Origin of the sequence: Streptomyces sp. 8K308, from assembly GCF_004348315.1 — a bacterium.
Classification (GTDB): Bacteria; Actinomycetota; Actinomycetes; order Streptomycetales; family Streptomycetaceae; genus Streptomyces.
In genome coordinates, this window is sequence record NZ_SMKC01000059.1 from 1 (window position 1) to 15,423 (window position 15,423).

The 15,423-nt window shown below is 73.1% G+C and carries 16 protein-coding genes, 1 pseudogene and 1 riboswitch; of the genes and pseudogenes, 12 read left to right on the forward strand and 5 right to left on the reverse strand.

What is annotated here, in order from left to right; translation table 11 throughout:
- Positions 1-123: 123 nt before the first annotated feature.
- The 3 genes from E1265_RS11775 to E1265_RS11785 all read right to left on the reverse strand — a co-directional run bounded on the left by E1265_RS11775 (position 124) and on the right by E1265_RS11785 (position 2,018).
- On the reverse strand, positions 124-528 hold the full coding sequence (locus tag E1265_RS11775) for a DUF6069 family protein (protein WP_243740703.1): 405 nt from the start codon (positions 526-528) through the stop codon (positions 124-126).
- Positions 525-1,136 carry a TetR/AcrR family transcriptional regulator gene (locus E1265_RS11780; protein WP_132930233.1) on the reverse strand — a complete coding sequence of 204 codons (612 nt, stop codon included), beginning with the start codon at positions 1,134-1,136 and terminating at the stop codon, positions 525-527. The genes E1265_RS11775 and E1265_RS11780 overlap by 4 nt, the downstream gene beginning before the upstream one ends.
- 306 nt (positions 1,137-1,442) lie before the next feature.
- Positions 1,443-2,018 (reverse strand): TetR/AcrR family transcriptional regulator, encoded by a 576-nt coding sequence (locus E1265_RS11785; protein WP_132930234.1) that lies wholly within the window; start codon positions 2,016-2,018, stop codon positions 1,443-1,445.
- A gap of 81 nt (positions 2,019-2,099) precedes the next feature.
- Here E1265_RS11785 and E1265_RS11790 point away from each other — a divergent pair, with 81 nt between their 5' ends.
- Positions 2,100-2,996, forward strand: a complete 897-nt coding sequence (locus E1265_RS11790; RefSeq protein WP_132930235.1) for an NmrA family NAD(P)-binding protein — start codon at positions 2,100-2,102, stop codon at positions 2,994-2,996.
- A gap of 35 nt (positions 2,997-3,031) precedes the next feature.
- Here E1265_RS11790 and E1265_RS11795 read toward each other — a convergent pair.
- Positions 3,032-3,885, reverse strand: a pseudogene (locus tag E1265_RS11795) (IS5 family transposase).
- Positions 3,886-4,176: 291 nt separating this feature from the next.
- Here E1265_RS11795 and E1265_RS11800 point away from each other — a divergent pair.
- From E1265_RS11800 to E1265_RS11810, 3 genes are all read left to right on the forward strand, one after another.
- Positions 4,177-5,616, forward strand: coding sequence for a GuaB1 family IMP dehydrogenase-related protein (locus E1265_RS11800; protein ID WP_132930236.1), 1,440 nt, complete (start codon positions 4,177-4,179; stop codon positions 5,614-5,616).
- Between the two features lie 45 nt (positions 5,617-5,661).
- Complete coding sequence (locus E1265_RS11805) at positions 5,662-6,363, forward strand: class I SAM-dependent methyltransferase (protein WP_132930237.1); 702 nt, start codon at positions 5,662-5,664, stop codon at positions 6,361-6,363.
- A gap of 162 nt (positions 6,364-6,525) precedes the next feature.
- A complete protein-coding gene (locus E1265_RS11810) occupies positions 6,526-6,978 on the forward strand; it encodes a phospholipase (RefSeq protein WP_132930238.1) in 453 nt (150 codons plus the stop codon).
- A gap of 39 nt (positions 6,979-7,017) precedes the next feature.
- Here E1265_RS11810 and E1265_RS11815 read toward each other — a convergent pair whose 3' ends face one another.
- Positions 7,018-8,247, reverse strand: a complete 1,230-nt coding sequence (locus tag E1265_RS11815; protein WP_132930255.1) for an MFS transporter — start codon at positions 8,245-8,247, stop codon at positions 7,018-7,020.
- A gap of 149 nt (positions 8,248-8,396) precedes the next feature.
- Here E1265_RS11815 and E1265_RS11820 point away from each other — a divergent pair, with 149 nt between their 5' ends.
- From E1265_RS11820 to hisG, 8 genes are all read left to right on the forward strand, one after another.
- The gene (locus tag E1265_RS11820) at positions 8,397-9,587 is read left to right on the forward strand and encodes an ROK family transcriptional regulator (RefSeq protein ID WP_132930239.1); all 1,191 of its coding nucleotides are present in this window, start codon (positions 8,397-8,399) and stop codon (positions 9,585-9,587) included.
- An 82-nt stretch (positions 9,588-9,669) separates the two neighbouring features.
- Positions 9,670-9,800, forward strand: a riboswitch (FMN riboswitch).
- Between the two features lie 172 nt (positions 9,801-9,972).
- A complete protein-coding gene (gene ribD / locus E1265_RS11825) occupies positions 9,973-11,055 on the forward strand; it encodes a bifunctional diaminohydroxyphosphoribosylaminopyrimidine deaminase/5-amino-6-(5-phosphoribosylamino)uracil reductase RibD (protein ID WP_132930256.1) in 1,083 nt (360 codons plus the stop codon).
- On the forward strand, positions 11,056-11,661 hold the full coding sequence (locus tag E1265_RS11830; protein WP_132930240.1) for a riboflavin synthase: 606 nt from the start codon (positions 11,056-11,058) through the stop codon (positions 11,659-11,661).
- The gene (locus E1265_RS11835; protein ID WP_132930241.1) at positions 11,658-12,326 is read left to right on the forward strand and encodes a nicotinamide mononucleotide transporter family protein; all 669 of its coding nucleotides are present in this window, start codon (positions 11,658-11,660) and stop codon (positions 12,324-12,326) included. Before E1265_RS11830 ends, E1265_RS11835 begins: the two co-directional genes overlap by 4 nt.
- A 41-nt stretch (positions 12,327-12,367) precedes the next feature.
- Entirely contained in the window at positions 12,368-13,645 is a 1,278-nt protein-coding gene (locus E1265_RS11840) for a bifunctional 3,4-dihydroxy-2-butanone-4-phosphate synthase/GTP cyclohydrolase II (RefSeq protein ID WP_132930257.1), read from the forward strand.
- Between the two features lie 68 nt (positions 13,646-13,713).
- A complete protein-coding gene (gene ribH, locus E1265_RS11845) occupies positions 13,714-14,202 on the forward strand; it encodes a 6,7-dimethyl-8-ribityllumazine synthase (protein WP_132930242.1) in 489 nt (162 codons plus the stop codon).
- 30 nt (positions 14,203-14,232) lie between these two features.
- Positions 14,233-14,505 (forward strand): phosphoribosyl-ATP diphosphatase, encoded by a 273-nt coding sequence (locus tag E1265_RS11850; RefSeq protein WP_132930243.1) that lies wholly within the window; start codon positions 14,233-14,235, stop codon positions 14,503-14,505.
- A 61-nt stretch (positions 14,506-14,566) separates the two neighbouring features.
- On the forward strand, positions 14,567-15,421 hold the full coding sequence (gene hisG / locus E1265_RS11855; RefSeq protein WP_132930244.1) for an ATP phosphoribosyltransferase: 855 nt from the start codon (positions 14,567-14,569) through the stop codon (positions 15,419-15,421).
- The last annotated feature ends 2 nt before the right edge of the window (positions 15,422-15,423 follow it).

A 15,423-nucleotide genomic window follows, 5' to 3' on the forward strand; every position in this document is an offset into this window, starting at 1 on the left:
AGGCGAACGCCTCGGCGACGAACTCGGCCAGATCCCCGCGAAGACGCTCGACCTCCCCAAGATCCACAACGGCAGCATGCACCACCGCCCAGCACACGATCAAATCAACCTAACGAAGCACTACTAGGCGGCACCGGCTCCCGCCCCGGGGGACCTGCCGCCCAGCCCCGGTACCAGCACCGCCGCCACCGCCAGGTGCATCAGAGCGAGGGAGACCCGGGTGCCGCCGTCCATGCCGTCGCCGAGGAACGGCAGGAAGGACACGGCCAGTACGGCGCCGGCCACCCCGGTCCAGATGGCGCGGGCACGCCGCGCCCCGAACCGCTCCAGGGCAGCCAGCAGTCCCCAGCCGGAGAGCGACGCGAGCAGTGCGACGACCGCCACAGGCACGGCGCCGATGTCGAGCGTCTGCTCGCCGTCGGCGATCCGCAGCCGGTGCCCCAGCAGTGGGTCCGCGACCAGCCACACCAGGACGGGGGCCAGGACGGCCAGGGCCGTAACCCCCAGGCGCCGTCTCCGCGCGCTCACTTGGCGCCCCCCGAGAGCGCCCCGTGCAGGAAGACCTCCACCAGCTCCTGCGGGGTCAGGTCGGGCTCGTCCTCCGTACGCGGCTGGGTGAAGAGCAGCCCGAAGAAGAGGGCCGCGATCTGCTCCGGCGGCCGGCGCAGGGCGGCCTTGTCGGGCTCCAGCAGCTCCGCGAGGGCCGCGCGGATACGGGTCGTCGACTCGTCGCGGCCCACGCCGCGCACCGTGCCGGGGTGCTTGCCGCCGCGATGCCCCAGCGAGCCGGCGATCGCGCCCATCCTGGACATGTGCGCCTGCAGCGCCTCGGCCGCCTCCGCGAGCCGGTCGGGCAGCGGCTGGGATACGTCGATCGCGTCGAGCTCGCGGACGGCGTGCTCGGGGGAGAGCGCCTCGGCCATGCAGGCCTGCAGCAGCTCGTCCTTGTCGGCGAAGACCCGGAAGATCGTTCCCTCGCCGATGCCCGCGGCGCGGGCGATCTTCGCGGTCGTCACCGCAGCGCCGTACTCGGCGATCAGCGGGATCGCGGTCTGGATGATCATCGCGCGCCGCTGCTCCGGCGACATGCCGGGGGCGCGGCGGCGGGTGGTCTGGTTCTCCTTAGGTGCTGTCATGACCGCGAGAATACGGAGTGAGGACTCACTCCGTCAATGAGTGAGTCCTCACTCCGCTCACTTTTCCTGTACTCGGCTGCTTGTCGTTGGCAGCCCACCAAGATCCACAACTACGGCTGGAGTACTTAGAGCGACCGTCAATAGGGGATCACTTGAGGCGGCGGGGGTGGTTGGGTGTGCCTGCGGTAGCGGGTCGGGCTTCGCGGATCAGCGCACGGACGGTGATGAACGTGGCGGCGAGGAGGGCCGTTGCCACGCGACCAGAGGGTGATCCCACAACCCGTCCATGCCCCATGAATCCGTTGTTTACCGGGCTCTGAGACCGTTCAGCGCGAAGGTCAGCAGTCGCTCGCCCTGCGCCGGAGAGCTCTGCTCACTCACCCACGCCACCGCGTTGACCAGCGCGTACAGATCTGGGGCGGTGACGTCCTCCCGCAGCTCTCCGGCCGCCCGCGCCCGCGCCACCAGCCGTTCACTGGCGGCGAGTACCGCCTCACACGCGGCGTGCAACTCCGAGGATTCGTCCTCGATCGCTCGCATCAACGATGCGCCCAACCCCCGGTAGCGGGCCGTGTGTGTCACAGCTGTCCGCGCCCAGGCGGCCAGGGCCTCGAACGGCGAGGAGTGATCAAGCAGTTCCTCGCCGGTTGCGGCTAGTGCGCGCATGCGATCACCCAGCAGCGCCTCCAGCAGCGCCTGCCGGGTGGGGAAGTGGCTGTACAGCGTGCCGTTGGCCACGCCTGCGCGCCGCGCGATCTCCTCCAAGGAGGCATCCGTGCCGCGCTCGGTGAACGCGGTCGCCGCCGCAGCGAGCAGCCGCTCGTAGTTGCGGCGAGCGTCCGCGCGCATGCGACGCCGCGGTGTCGACTCTCCGGTGTCCATGAGTACCCCCCGTCCAGGAAAGTTGAGACAGTCTCGATATATTTCTCGGGACAGTCTCATCTTAAGATCGAAGGACAGCTCATGACAGCGGGACGCAGAGCCGACAAGCCCATCCTGGTCACCGGCGCCACCGGCCGGCAGGGCGGCGCCACCGCCACCCACCTGCTGGCCGACGGTTGGCCGGTCCGGGTCCTGGTCCGCGACCCGACCGCCCCGGCCGCCCGGACCCTGGCCGCAGCGGGCGCCACGCTCTACGAGGGCGACCTGGATGCCCCCGAGACCCTCAGCGCGGCCCTCGCTGGCGCCCACGGCGTCTTCGCCGTCACCCCTGACGACCTGGACGGCGAGCGTGAGATTCGGCGCGGCCGGCACCTGGTGAACGCTGCGGCAGCAGTCGGCGTCGCCCACCTCGTCTTCGCCTCCGTCGGTGGCGCCGACCGAAACACCGGCATCTCCTACTGGGAGACCAAGGGGGCCATCGAGCAGCACATCCGCACCGTCGGCATACCCGCCACCATCCTGCGGCCGGTGCGCTTCATGGAAAACCACGCCATTCCCGGACTACCACTGGGCGGCATCACGGACGGCGTCCTACGCCATCTCTTCAGCGCGGACGTCCCCGTGCAACTGATCGCCGTAACCGACATAGGGGCCTTCGCCGCCCTCGCCTTCGCCGACCCCGCCGCATACCTCGGCCATGCCCTGGAACTTGCGGGCGATGAGCTCACCCCCGACGCCACCGTGCGCCTCATCAGTCAGCATCTCGGCCGTCAGATCACCTACGAGCAAGTCCCGGCCGCCGCACTGAACCTCAACGAGGACGCCACCCGCGCCTTCGCTTCCGAACGCGGTCTGTGGCGGGCCGACATCCCAGCCTTGCGCAATCGCCACCCCGCCCTTCTGGACTTCCCCACCTGGCTCGCCCGAGGCGGTGCCGACGCGATCGCGGCACTCCTCCTCCTGGACAAAAGCAGCTAGTGTGACGCATCACACTAGGGCGACGTCAACAGGGCTCATTTGAGGCGGCGGGTGGTGGGTCGGGTGTCCCATCGGTAGCGGGTTCGGGCTTCGCGGATCAGCGCACGGACGGTGACGAAGGCGGCGGCGAGGTGGAGGAAGAAGTCCACGATCTTGCTGTCGCGGTCGGTGCAGCGGTGGAGCTTGCCGAAGCCGTTCATCCAGGAATGGGTGCGTTCACAGACCCACCGTTTGCCGGCCTGGATCGGTGCGGGGACGCCCTTGCGGGCGATCTCACCGTGGAGGCCGAGCCCGGTGAGCAGGGCGCGGGTTACGCCGGAGTCGTAGCCTGAGTCGAGATGCACGGTCACATCTTCGGGCCAGTGCGGGCCGACCCGGGTGGTGGCCGCTGCCAGGGGCGGGCCCAGCAGTGGTGAGTCGTGCCGGTTCGCGCCCGCGGAGACGATCCCGAGAGGAACACCGGCCCCGTCGGTGGCCGTCGAGCGTTTCAAACCGCCCTTACGCCTGTCCACTGGGGACGGTCCGGCCCCGTCGCCTCCGCACGGGGCCTTGGTAATGCAGCCGTCCACTGGAACGTCGGCGAGTTGCAGGCCGATGATGCGGTCGTAGGCGGCGAGGGCTAAGGCGTGGACGGCTTCGGCGACACCGGCGGCGGCCCAGTCCTTGAGCCGGCGGCGGATCGTGGAGTCCGAGCACGCGGCGGTGGCGACGCGTTCGTAGCCCGACCGTGCACCAGAGCGGAAACGAGGTGTTCGAAGACTACCCGGTCGGGGATGCGGCGCCGGTGGCAGCCGAGGAGGTGGCCGGGGTCGAACTCGCCGCGCTCGGGTAGCTGCGCGGCGAACTCGACCCAGACGGGTTCCAACAGCGATGCGGGGATCGTGGGCACGGGCATCCTTGTCGATCATCGAGCGTAGAGAACTCACATGGTCGTTGATGCCCGTGCCCGTTTGCTGCCCCGCACTGATCTTCTGACCAGCTCACGCCCCATTGCCGGTCGCTCTAAGTCACCGGCATTGCGCCTAGACCCTGTCCGGGCGCGTGCGTGCCGGCCGGTCCGCCCGGAGGCGGGGGTGGGCCGGCCGTTTCGTGGGTGAGTGCGTTTCTCGGCCATAATGACGTAGGAGCCTGCAGCTCCCCACCCGCATCGATCCACTCAGCGGCAGGTGAGAGAGCCAGCATGAAGTTCCTCAATGACGTCACGCCGTCGTACGACCTGACCTACGACGACGTGTTCATGGTTCCCAACCGTTCGGCGGTCGGCTCCCGGCAGGGCGTCGACCTGGGCACCCCGGACGGCACGGGCACCACCATCCCCCTCGTGGTCGCCAACATGACGGCCGTGGCCGGCCGCCGGATGGCCGAGACCGTGGCCCGGCGCGGCGGCCTGGTGGTCATCCCGCAGGACATCCCGCTGGACGTGGTCACCGACGTGATCGCCTGGGTCAAGCAGCGCCACCTGGTCCTGGACACCCCGATCGTGCTGGCGCCCACCCAGACCGTGGGCGACGCGCTCGCGCTGCTGCCCAAGCGGGCGCACGGCGCGGGCGTGGTGGTCACCGCGGGCCAGCCGGTGGGGATCGTGACCGAGGCCGACCTGACGGGGGTCGACCGGTTCACCCAGCTGGGCGAGGTGATGTCCCGCGACCTGCTGGTGCTCGACGCCGGGATGGACCCGCAGGAGGCGTTCGACGTCCTGGACGGCGCACACCGCAAGATCGCACCCGCGGTCGGCCCCGACGGGCGGCTCGCCGGCATCCTCTCCCGCAAGGGCGCGCTGCGCGCCACGCTCTACACGCCGGCCACCGACGCGGCCGGTCGGCTGCGGGTGGCGGCCGCCGTGGGCATCAACGGGGACGTGGCCGGGCGGGCCGAGGCGCTGCTCGCGGCGGGCGTCGACACGCTGGTGGTGGACACCGCGCACGGCCACCAGGAGTCGATGATCGCCACGCTGCGCGCCGTCCGGGCCCTGCGACCGACCGTGCCGGTGGTCGCGGGCAACGTGGTCTCGGCCGAGGGCACCCGGGACCTGATCGAGGCCGGTGCCGACATCGTCAAGGTGGGGGTCGGTCCAGGCGCCATGTGCACCACCCGGATGATGACGGGCGTGGGCCGGCCGCAGTTCTCGGCGGTGCTGGAGTGCGCGGCCGAGGCGGCCAGGCACGGCAAGCACGTGTGGGCCGACGGCGGGGTGCGGCATCCGCGGGACGTGGCGATGGCGCTGGCCGCCGGCGCCTCCAACGTGATGATCGGCTCCTGGTTCGCCGGCACCTACGAGTCGCCCGGCGACCTGCAGCAGGCCGCCGACGGCCGGCTGTACAAGGAGAGCTTCGGCATGGCCTCGGCCCGCGCCGTGCGCGGCCGCACCGTCGAGGACTCGGCCTACGACCGGGCGCGCAAGGGGCTTTTCGAGGAGGGGATCTCCACCTCCCGGATGTTCCTCGACTCGGCGCGGCCCGGCGTCGAGGACCTGATCGACTCGATCGTCGCGGGCGTCCGCTCGGCCTGCACCTACGCCGGGGCGGCCACGCTGACCGAGTTCGCCGAGAAGGCCGTGGTGGGCGTGCAGAGCGCCGCCGGTTACGCGGAGGGCAAGCCGCTGCACGTCAGCTGGCTGTGAGGCGGGGCTGGCCGAACTCGGTCTGTCGCCCCGGGGGCCCGGGTGTTGGGATGGCCCCATGAGCCAGCGGATGCGCGGGGATACGACGGCACGGGGCCCGGCCCCGTCACTCCCGACGGCTGCGCCGTTGAGCACTGGCTGAGGCTGCGGCCCGGGCCCGAGCCCGAGATCATCGCCTCGGCCGTGCCCGCCGGCGCCACCATCCTCGAACTCGGCTGTGGCGTCGGCCGGTTGACGCACCCGCTGATCGAGCGCGGCTTCACCGTCACGGCCGTGGACGAGTCGCCCGAGATGCTGGCGCACGTGCGCGGCGCCCGCCCCGTCCGCTCCTCGATCGAGGACCTCGCGCTGGGGGAGGAGCGGTTCGACGTCGCGCTGCTCGCCTCGTTCCTGGTGCACAACGGCGACCCCGGGGTGCGCGCCGGCATGCTGCGCGCCTGCCAGCGCCACGTCGCCGACGGGGGCCGGGTGCTGATCCAGCGCGAGGGGGAGGACTGGCACCTGCGGGTGCCGAGGGAGACGCGGACCGAGCACGGGGTCACCCGGGTGGCGTCCGCGGATCCGGTGGACGCGAACACCTCCTCCATCCTCGTCGAGTACGAGTACGACGACGCCCGGTGGACGCAGCGGTTCCTCTCTTACCGCTACACCCCCCGGTCCTTCGAGGCCGCGCTGGCCGCGGCCGGGCTCGCCGTGGACGCGGTGCTCACCGAGGACGGCACCTGGGTGCGCGCCCGGCCGGTCTGAGCGGGCCGGGGCGCGGTCGGCGGCGCCCGGAGTTCCCCGACCGGTCAACTGACGTGCATGCGTCAGGTCTTGAGTAACGGGCTACCGGCCCGTAGCTTGATCTTCCGGAAACCCCCACCGCGCCGCCTCGCTGGCGGTTCGTCAGATTTCCGGAGGAGCTGCATGCGTCGTCGGTTCGCCACGGCCCTGTCCTCGGTCGCCCTCACCCTGGGCGCCGTGGCCGTCTCGGCCGCCCCCGCCACCGCGGCCCCGGCCGACAAGCCCCAGGTGCTCTCCAGTTGGACCCAGACCAGCGCCAGCAGCTACAGCGCCTGGCTGTCCGCCCGCAACAACCAGTCGGCATGGTCCTCCTACGGCTTCGACTGGAGCACCGACTACTGCTCGAGCTCGCCCGACAACCCCTTCGGCTTCCCCTTCGAGACGTCCTGCGCGCGGCACGACTTCGGCTACCGGAACTACAGGGCCCAGGGCACCTTCGAGGCCAACAAGGCGCGGCTCGACTCCGCCTTCTACAACGACCTGCAGCGGGTCTGCGACAACTACTCGGGGGCCACCGGAGCCTCCTGCGACGCCCTGGCCTGGACGTACTACCAGTCCGTCCGCAACTTCGGCTGAGCCGACGAGGGACCCCCGGCGGCGCGCCGGGGGTCCCGTTCACGCGGATTTCCGCACCCGGCGGCCTTCGCCGCGCGCCGTGGCCGGGTCGGCGGCCACCGGCTCCCGGGGGGCGCGCCCGCCAAGCACCCCGGCGCCCAGCACCAGCACCGTGAGCGAGGCCGTCACCAGCGCGAACGAGGCACGCAACGAGGCGACTTCGCCGATCATGCCGATCAGCGTGGGCGCGATCAGCCCTGTGGTGTAGGTGACCGTGGCCACGCCGGCGATGGCCTGGCTCGGATTGGGGCCACTGCGCCCCGCCGCCGCGAAGGCCAGCGGGATCACCACCGCGATCCCGATCCCGAGCAGCGCGAAGCCCGCGATGCCCTGCGCCGGCACCCGCGCCGTCACGACCAGCAGCCCGCCGGCGAGTGCCAGCACTCCGCTGGTCCGAACCGTGCGCACCGGGCCGAGACGCCGGACCGCCGCGTCCCCGGCGAGCCGGGCGACGGCCATGGTGCAGGCGAACGCCGTGTAGCTGGCGGCGGCGACGGCCTCCGAGGCGCCCGCGAGGTCGCGCAGGTAGACGCCCGACCAGTCCATGCTGCCGCCCTCGGCGAGGATCGCGCACATGCCCACCGCGCCGATCAGCAGCGCGGAGCGCGGCGGCAGCGCGAACCGGGGCGGCGGCTCCTCGTCGGGGGTGGCCCTGACGTCCAGCAGGCCGCGGCAGACCGGCAGCGCGGTCACCGTCAACACCAGGGCCGCCAGCGGGAGATGGACCCGCGCGTCAGCGCCGAGCCCGACGGCGCCAACGCCGACCGCGGAGCCGAGCAGCGCGCCCGCCGACCACAGGCCGTGCAGCCCGGACATGATCGAGCGGCCGTGCTCGCGCTCCACGTCCACGCCCTGCGCGTTCATCACCACGTCGGCCATGCCGGACGCGGCGCCGTAGACGAGCAGCAGCCCGCACAGCGCCGCGAGGTTCGGCGCCAGCATGGGCAGGGCGAGCGCCGCGGTCCAGAGCATCAGCAGCCAGCGCACCGCGGCGCGTGCGCCGAGCCGGTGCATCACGCCGCTGGCCAGCGGCATGGTCAGGGCGGCGCCGAGCGCGGGGAAGGCCAGCGCCAGGCCCAACTGCGCGGTGCTGAGGTCGAGATGTTCCTTGAGCCAGGGGATGCGGGTGACGAAGCTCCCGCTGACCGCGCCGTGCAGCGCGAAGACGCCACTGACGGACAGGCGGGCCCTGCGGATCCGGTCCCGGTCGGTTACCAGGGGATGTGACATCGACATGGGGCGTCCGCGTTCTCTCGTGTATCCCGAAGGGGGTGGCGACCCGGTGGGCCGAGCGCCAGGCGTAAACTATCAGGAAGCCTTCCTAATAGAAACATGGCAGGGAGACTCTCCGCCTCGACCGACTCTGCGAGGATTCCCGCATGACTGCCCGCACCGCGACGCCACGGACGGCCCGCGCCATCAACGACCGCATCGCCCTCGACCTGTTGGCCAGCGAGGGGCCACTGACGGCGGCCCGGCTGCGCGAGCTCACCGGCCTCTCCCGACCCAGCGTCGCCGACCTGCTCGGCAGGCTCGGCCGGGACGGCCTGGTCACCGTGGTCGGCGAGGCGGGGGAGGAGCGGCGCGGCCCCAACGCCCGCCTCTACGGCCTGGTGGCCGAGCGCGCCCACGTCGCCGCGCTCGACGTCCGCACCGACTCCGTCGCCTTCGCGCTCGCCGACCTCGCCGGACGCACCCTCGCCGAGGACCGGCTGCCGGCCACCGCGGGCCCCGGCGGCACGGTCGCCGCCACCCTCGCCGCGCTCGAGCGCGGCCTCGCCAGCTCCGGCGTCGCCACCGTGCACACCGCCGTCATGGGTGCCCCTGGGCTCGTCGACCCGGCCACCGGCGCCCTGCGCCCCACCGGCTCGCTGCCCGCCTGGCACGCCGAACTCCTCACCGCGCTGCGCGCCAGGCTCGAGGGCTCCGTCCTGCTGGAGAACGAGGTCAACCTGGCCGGCCTCGCCGAACACCGGCGCGGCGCCGTCACCGACCGCGACAGCTTCGTGCTGGTCTGGCTCGGCCACGGCGTCGGCGCCGCCGTGGTGCTCGACGGCGCGCTGCGGCGTGGAGCCTCGGGCGGCGCGGGCGAGCTCGGCTTCCTGCCCGTGCCCGGCACCGGCGCGCTGCCCGCGGCCGACGACTGCGACGGCGGCTTCCACGCGCTGGCATCGAGCGCCGCGGTCCGCGCCCTGGCCGTGGCGCACGGCCTGCCGGCCGCCATCGGGGGCGACGCCCAGGCGGCCGAGGCCGTGGTGCGCGCCGCGGCGGCCGAACCCACGGGCGCCGCGGGCGCGTTCCTCACCGAGCTCGCCGACCGCGTCGCGGTGGCCATCGCCGGCGTGGCCGCGGTCCTCGACCCGGGCTGTGTGGTGCTCGGCGGCGAGATCGGGCGCGCCGGCGGCCCGGCGCTCGCCGAGCGTGTCGCCGACCGGCTGCGCGTCCTCTCGCCGCTGGGCACCGACGTGCGTCCCGCCACCGTGGCCGGCAGCCCCGTCCTGGCCGGCGCCCTGGTTACCGCGCTCGACGCGGCCCGCCGCGACCTGTTCGGCCCCGACCTCGCACGGTAGGGCCCGGTCGGCCTGTGAGGCGTCCCACAGCCCGGCATGATCGACCGCTGACCGTGGCAGACTGGTGGGCGTACCAGCGACACAGCGCACTCCGGGGTCGGTGAAACTCCGAACCGGCGGTTATAGTCCGCGACCCGTCCGCCGCCAGCGGCCGGTTGACCAGGTGGAATTCCTGGACCGACGGTTAAAGTCCGGATGGGAGGCAGTGCGTGGCGGAAGCGGTGCGCGGCATGCGTATGGCCGTCGGTCTCGACCCACCGGCCACGGCGTGCCCTCGCCCCCGTGATCCGCGCTGATTTCCCCAAGCCCCGGAGCCGTGCCCAAGAGGCAGGAGGATCCGGTGGCCACCCCCGCAGCCGCGCGCGAGGCCCGTGAGGCCAAGGCGATGCGCCGCGCCATCGAGTTGGCCGCCCGCGGCCTGGGCCACACGAGCCCCAACCCCGTCGTCGGCTGCGTCGTCCTCGACGCCGCGGGCCGCACCGTGGGCGAGGGTTGGCACCGGCGGGCCGGCGGCCCGCACGCCGAGGTCCACGCGCTGACCGCGGCCGGCCCCGCCGCCCGCGGCGGCACCGCCGTCGTCACCCTCGAACCCTGCGCCCACACCGGCCGCACCGGGCCCTGCGCCGAGGCCCTGATCGCCGCCGGCGTGGCCCGCGTCGTCTACGCCGTCGCCGACCCCAACCCCAGGGCGGCCGGCGGGGCCGCCACGCTCGCCGCCGCCGGCGTCGAGGTCGTCGTGGGACCGCTCGCCGCCGAGGCGGCCGAGGGCAACGCGGCCTGGCTCACCGCCGTCCGGCACGGCCGCCCGCACGTCCACTGGAAGTACGCCGCCACCCTCGACGGCCGGATCGCCGCGGCCGACGGCACCAGCCGGTGGATCACCTCGCCCGAGTCACGCGCCGACGTGCACCGGCTGCGCGCCGAGTCCGACGCCGTGCTCGTCGGCTCCGGCACCGCCCGCGCCGACGACCCGCACCTCGCCGTCCGCGGCGTGCCAGGCGCCCGCCAGCCGCTGCGCGTCGTCCTCGACACCACGGGAACCGCCGTCAAGCCGGGTGCCAGGGTGCTCGACGGCGCCGCCGCCACCCTGGTGGCCGTCGCCGAGGACGCCCCCGCCGCACACCTCGCCGGCCACGCCGAGGTGGTCAGGCTCCCGCGCGCCGCCCACGGCCCCGGCCTCGACCTGGCCGCGCTGCTCGCCGCCCTCCACCAGCGCGAGATCCGCTCCCTGCTGCTCGAGGGCGGCCCCACCCTGGCCGGCGCCTTCGCCGCCGCCGGCCTCGTCGACCGCGTCACCGGCTACCTCGCCCCGGCCCTGCTCGGCGCCGGACCCCAGGTGCTGGCCGGCGCGGGAATCACCACCATCGCGGACGCGTTGCGCCTTCGCGTCACCGGCGTCGACCGGATCGGCCCCGACCTGCGGGTCAGCGCCGTTCCCGCCAACGCCCCCGTCCCCAAGGAGAGCTGAGTGTTCACCGGAATCGTCGAAGAACAGGGTGAGGTCATCGCGCTCGACCGCGCGGGCGACTCGGCGCGGCTACGGTTGCGCTGCGCCGTCGTCACCGAGGGCACGGGGCACGGCGGCTCCATCGCCGTCAACGGCGTCTGCCTCACCGTGATCGACCTCGGCGAGGGCGAGTTCACCGCCGACGTGATGGCCGAGACCCTGACCCGCTCCAACCTCGGCGAACTCGCGCCCGGGGACCGGGTCAACCTGGAGCGCCCGATGGCGCTCGGCGACCGGCTCGGCGGCCACCTCGTCCAGGGCCACGTCGACGGCACCGCCACCATCCTGGAGCGCACGCCGGGCGACCACTGGGAGCTCGTCACCTTCACGCTGCCCGCCCCGCTGGCCCGCTACGTGGTCGACAAGGGCTCGATCACGGTCGACGGCGTCAGCCTCACGGTCGTCGAGGCCGGCGACGACCGCTTCTCCATCGGCCTGATCCCCACCACCCTCGACCTCACCACCCTCGGCGCCAAGCGGCCGGGCGACCTGGTCAACCTGGAGGTCGACATCGTCGGCAAGTACGTCGAACGGCTGCTGGGCCAGCGCGAGGTGACGCTCCGATGAGCAGCCTGGTCGACCAGCTCAACAGCACTGCCTTCACCGCCTTCGGCCAGCACGTCATCTGGTCCGACATGGTCGGCAACCTGGCCGGGCTCGCCGCCCTCGCCCTCGGCTGGCGGCGCTCCATCCTCACCTGGCCGGTCCAGCTCGTGTCCGGGCTCATCCTGATCGCCGCCTACGCCTCGGCCCAGCTCAGCGGGGGAGTGGGCAAGCAACTCCTGGTCATCGGCGTCGCCCTGTGGGGCTGGCGGCAGTGGCAGCTCGGCCGGCACGGCACCGACGAGGGACGGATCGCCGTCCGCTTCGCCTCCTGGACGGAGCGCGGCGCCCTCCTCGTCGGCGCCGCGCTCGGCACCCTGGTGGTGGGCGGGGTGTTCACCGCCTTTCCCGAGCTGTCCTGGAACCCCTGGCCGGACGCCTACATCTTCGTCGGCACCCTGGTCGCCATGGTCGCCCAGGCCCGCGGGCTCGTGGAGTTCTGGTTCGCCTGGCTACTGGTCGACCTCGTTGGCGTCCCGCTGGCCTTCGACAGCGGCCTGCCCTTCTCCGGTCTGGTCTACGTCGTCTACCTCGTCCTCGTCCTGTGGGGCATGCGCGCCTGGTGGCTGAGCTCCCGCGACTCCGGTGGCCGTGACCGCGGGACCGTCCTGGAAGGAGCCCCCGCGTGACCGTCCCGGAGACCCGGGCCGCCGAGCCCGCCCCCGAACCCGTGGCCGCCCTCGACCCCGAGCTCGTGCTCGACCCCGTCGAGCGCGCCATCGCCGACATCGCCCTGGGCCGGCCCGTCGTGGTCGTCGACCGCCCCGACCGGGAGAACGAGGGCGACCTGGTCGTGGCCGCCGAGCTGATCACCCCCGAGATCGTCGCCTTCATGATGAGCGAGTGCCGCGGGCTGATCTGCGCTCCCATGGAGCCCGAGGACCTGGACCGGCTCGAGCTCGGCCAGATGGTGGAGAAGAACACCGAGTCGATGGCGACCGCCTTCACCGTCTCGGTCGACGCCACCGCCGCGCACGGCGTCGGCACCGGCATCTCCGCCGCCGACCGCGCCACCACCATCCGGCTGCTTGCCGACCCCGCCGCGGCCCCCGCCGACCTCGCCCGCCCGGGACACGTCTTCCCGCTGCGCGCCCGCACCGGAGGGGTGCTGGTCCGCAACGGCCACACCGAGGCCGCCGTCGACCTCGCCCGGCTCGCCGGACTGCGCCCGGCGGCGGCGATCTGCGAGATCGCCGCCGAGGACGGCACCATGCTGCGGCTGCCAGCGCTGCGCCGCTTCGCCCGCCGGCACGGCCTCGCGATCGTCTCCATCGAGGATCTGGTCGCCTACCGGCGCGCCGCCGGCGAGGAGGCATTCCCCATCGTTCGCCGCGAGGCCGAGACCACCCTGCCCACCGCGCACGGCACGTTCCGCGCCCACGGCTACCGGTCGACTGCGGACGGTGTCGAGCACATCGCGCTGGTCGCGGGCGAGTTGGGCGACGGCGAGGACGTGCTGGTCAGGGTCCACTCCGAATGCCTGACCGGCGACGTGTTCGGCTCCCAGCGCTGCGACTGCGGCCCGCAGCTGCGCGCCTCCATGGAGCGGGTCCAGGCCGAGGGCCGGGGCGTCGTCCTCTACCTGCGCGGCCACGAGGGCCGCGGCATCGGCCTGATGTCCAAGCTCCGCGCCTACCAGCTGCAGGAGCGCGGCCGGGACACCCTGGACGCGAACCTGGAGCTCGGGCTGCCGGCCGACGCCCGTGACTACGCCGCCGGCGCCCGCATCCTGGCCGACCTCGGCGTCCGCTCGCTGCGCCTGCTGACCAACAACCCGGAGAAGGTCACCGCGCTCAAGCGGCACGGCCTCGCCGTCACCGACCGCGAGCCGATGCCCGTGCCGCCGGGCGAGCACAACCTGCGCTACCTGCGCACCAAGCGGGACCGGATGGGCCACGACCTGCCCTGGCTCGACCCGACCCCGGCCTCGCCCTGCGGCAACCAGTGATCCGAACGACGAGAACGCCCGAACGACGAGAAAGCCCGAACGATGAGAACGACGAGAGGGAGAAGACAGTGAGCGGCAAGGGAGCCCCCGAGCTGACCGTGACCGGCGGCGCCGACCTGCGGGTCGCGGTGGTCGCCGCGCAGTGGCACCAGACCGTGATGGACGGGCTGCTCACCGGCGCGCTGCGCGCGCTGAAGGACCTCGGGGTGCCCGAGCCCACCGTGGTGCGGGTGCCGGGCAGCTTCGAACTGCCCTTCGCGGCCGAGGCCCTGGCCGAGCGCGGCTACGACGCCGTCGTGGCGCTCGGCGTCGTCATCCGCGGCGGCACCCCGCACTTCGACTACGTCTGCCAGGGCGTCACCCAGGGCCTCACCCAGGTCAGCGTCGGCCACGCCATCCCCGTCGGCTTCGGCGTGCTGACCTGCGACACCGAGGAGCAGGCCGTGGACCGGGCCGGGCTGCCGGGGTCGACCGAGGACAAGGGACACGAGGCCGCCACCGCCGCCGTCGCGGCCGCCACCACCCTGCGGGCCGTTCCACGCCCCGCGCGAGGCTGACCGCCGGGCACGCCGTAGGGTAAGACCACCATGGCCAACAAGACATTCGACGAGCTCTTCGCCGAGCTCCAGCAGAAGGCCGCCACCGGCGACCCAAGCACCTCCCGCACCGCGGAACTGCTCGCCGGCGGGGTGCACGCCATCGGCAAGAAGGTCGTCGAGGAGGCCGCCGAGGTGTGGATGGCCGCCGAACACGAGAGCGCGGACCGCACCGCTGAGGAGATCTCCCAGCTCCTCTACCACCTCCAGGTGATGATGGTCGCCCGCGGGCTCTCGCTGTCCGACGTATACGCTCACCTCTGACGGCGCGCCCGCGCCCGAATCACACCGCGTCCCGTACTCCCCGCACGAAGGAAGCCCGTCCATGTTGCGCATCGCCGTTCCCAACAAGGGGTCGCTCTCCGAGCCGGCGGCGGCCATGCTCCACGAGGCCGGCTACCGGCAGCGCAAGGACCGCCGGGAACTGGTCCTGATCGACTCGGACAACCAGGTCGAGTTCTTCTACCTGCGCCCCCGCGACATCGCCATCTACGTCGGCTCGGGGCGCCTCGACATCGGCATCACCGGCCGCGACCTGCTGCTCGACTCCGGCGCCGAGGCCGAGGAGATCATGGAGCTCGGCTTCGCGGCCTCCACCCTCCGCTACGCGACCCGGCCCGGCTCTGTCCGCGACGTCCGGAAGTTCGGCGGCCTCTCGATCGCCACCTCCTTCGCCGGCGTCGTCACCGCCCACCTTGCCGAGCACGGCGTGAACGCCTCGGTCGTCCACCTCGACGGGGCCGTCGAGACCGCCATCCAGCTGGGCGTCGCCGAGGTCATCGCCGACGTCGTGGAGACCGGGACCACCCTGCGCAACGCGGGCCTCGAGATCATCGGCGAGCCGATCCTGGAGTCCGAGGCGGTGGTCATCAGGCGCGCCGGCGAGGACGGCGAGGAGGAGGACCCCAAGGTCCGCCAGTTCCTGCGCCGCCTCCAGGGCGTGCTGGTGGCCCGCCGCTACGTGATGATGGACTACGACATCAGGGCCGAGCTCGTCGACAAGGCGGTGTCGCTCACCCCCGGCCTCGAGTCGCCGACCGTCTCGCCGCTGCACGACCAGGGCTGGGTCGCCGTCCGCTCCATGGTGCCGGTGCAGGACGCCCAGCGGATCATGGACGAGCTGTACGACCTCGGCGCCCGCGCCATCCTCAGCACCGGCATCCACGCCGCCCGCCTCTGACC

Excerpts from the sequence above, each read along its gene's own strand:
- E1265_RS11780 (WP_132930233.1), bottom strand. The coding sequence starts at position 1,136 with ATGACAGCACCTAAGGAGAACCAGACCACCCGCCGCCGCGCCCCCGGC.
- E1265_RS11785 (WP_132930234.1), bottom strand. The coding sequence starts at position 2,018 with ATGGACACCGGAGAGTCGACACCGCGGCGTCGCATGCGCGCGGACGCT.
- E1265_RS11790 (WP_132930235.1), top strand. The coding sequence starts at position 2,100 with ATGACAGCGGGACGCAGAGCCGACAAGCCCATCCTGGTCACCGGCGCC.
- E1265_RS11800 (WP_132930236.1), top strand. The coding sequence starts at position 4,177 with ATGAAGTTCCTCAATGACGTCACGCCGTCGTACGACCTGACCTACGAC.
- E1265_RS11810 (WP_132930238.1), top strand. The coding sequence starts at position 6,526 with ATGCGTCGTCGGTTCGCCACGGCCCTGTCCTCGGTCGCCCTCACCCTG.
- E1265_RS11815 (WP_132930255.1), bottom strand. The coding sequence starts at position 8,247 with ATGTCACATCCCCTGGTAACCGACCGGGACCGGATCCGCAGGGCCCGC.
- E1265_RS11820 (WP_132930239.1), top strand. The coding sequence starts at position 8,397 with ATGACTGCCCGCACCGCGACGCCACGGACGGCCCGCGCCATCAACGAC.
- ribD (WP_132930256.1), top strand. The coding sequence starts at position 9,973 with ATGCGCCGCGCCATCGAGTTGGCCGCCCGCGGCCTGGGCCACACGAGC.
- E1265_RS11835 (WP_132930241.1), top strand. The coding sequence starts at position 11,658 with ATGAGCAGCCTGGTCGACCAGCTCAACAGCACTGCCTTCACCGCCTTC.
- E1265_RS11850 (WP_132930243.1), top strand. The coding sequence starts at position 14,233 with ATGGCCAACAAGACATTCGACGAGCTCTTCGCCGAGCTCCAGCAGAAG.
- hisG (WP_132930244.1), top strand. The coding sequence starts at position 14,567 with ATGTTGCGCATCGCCGTTCCCAACAAGGGGTCGCTCTCCGAGCCGGCG.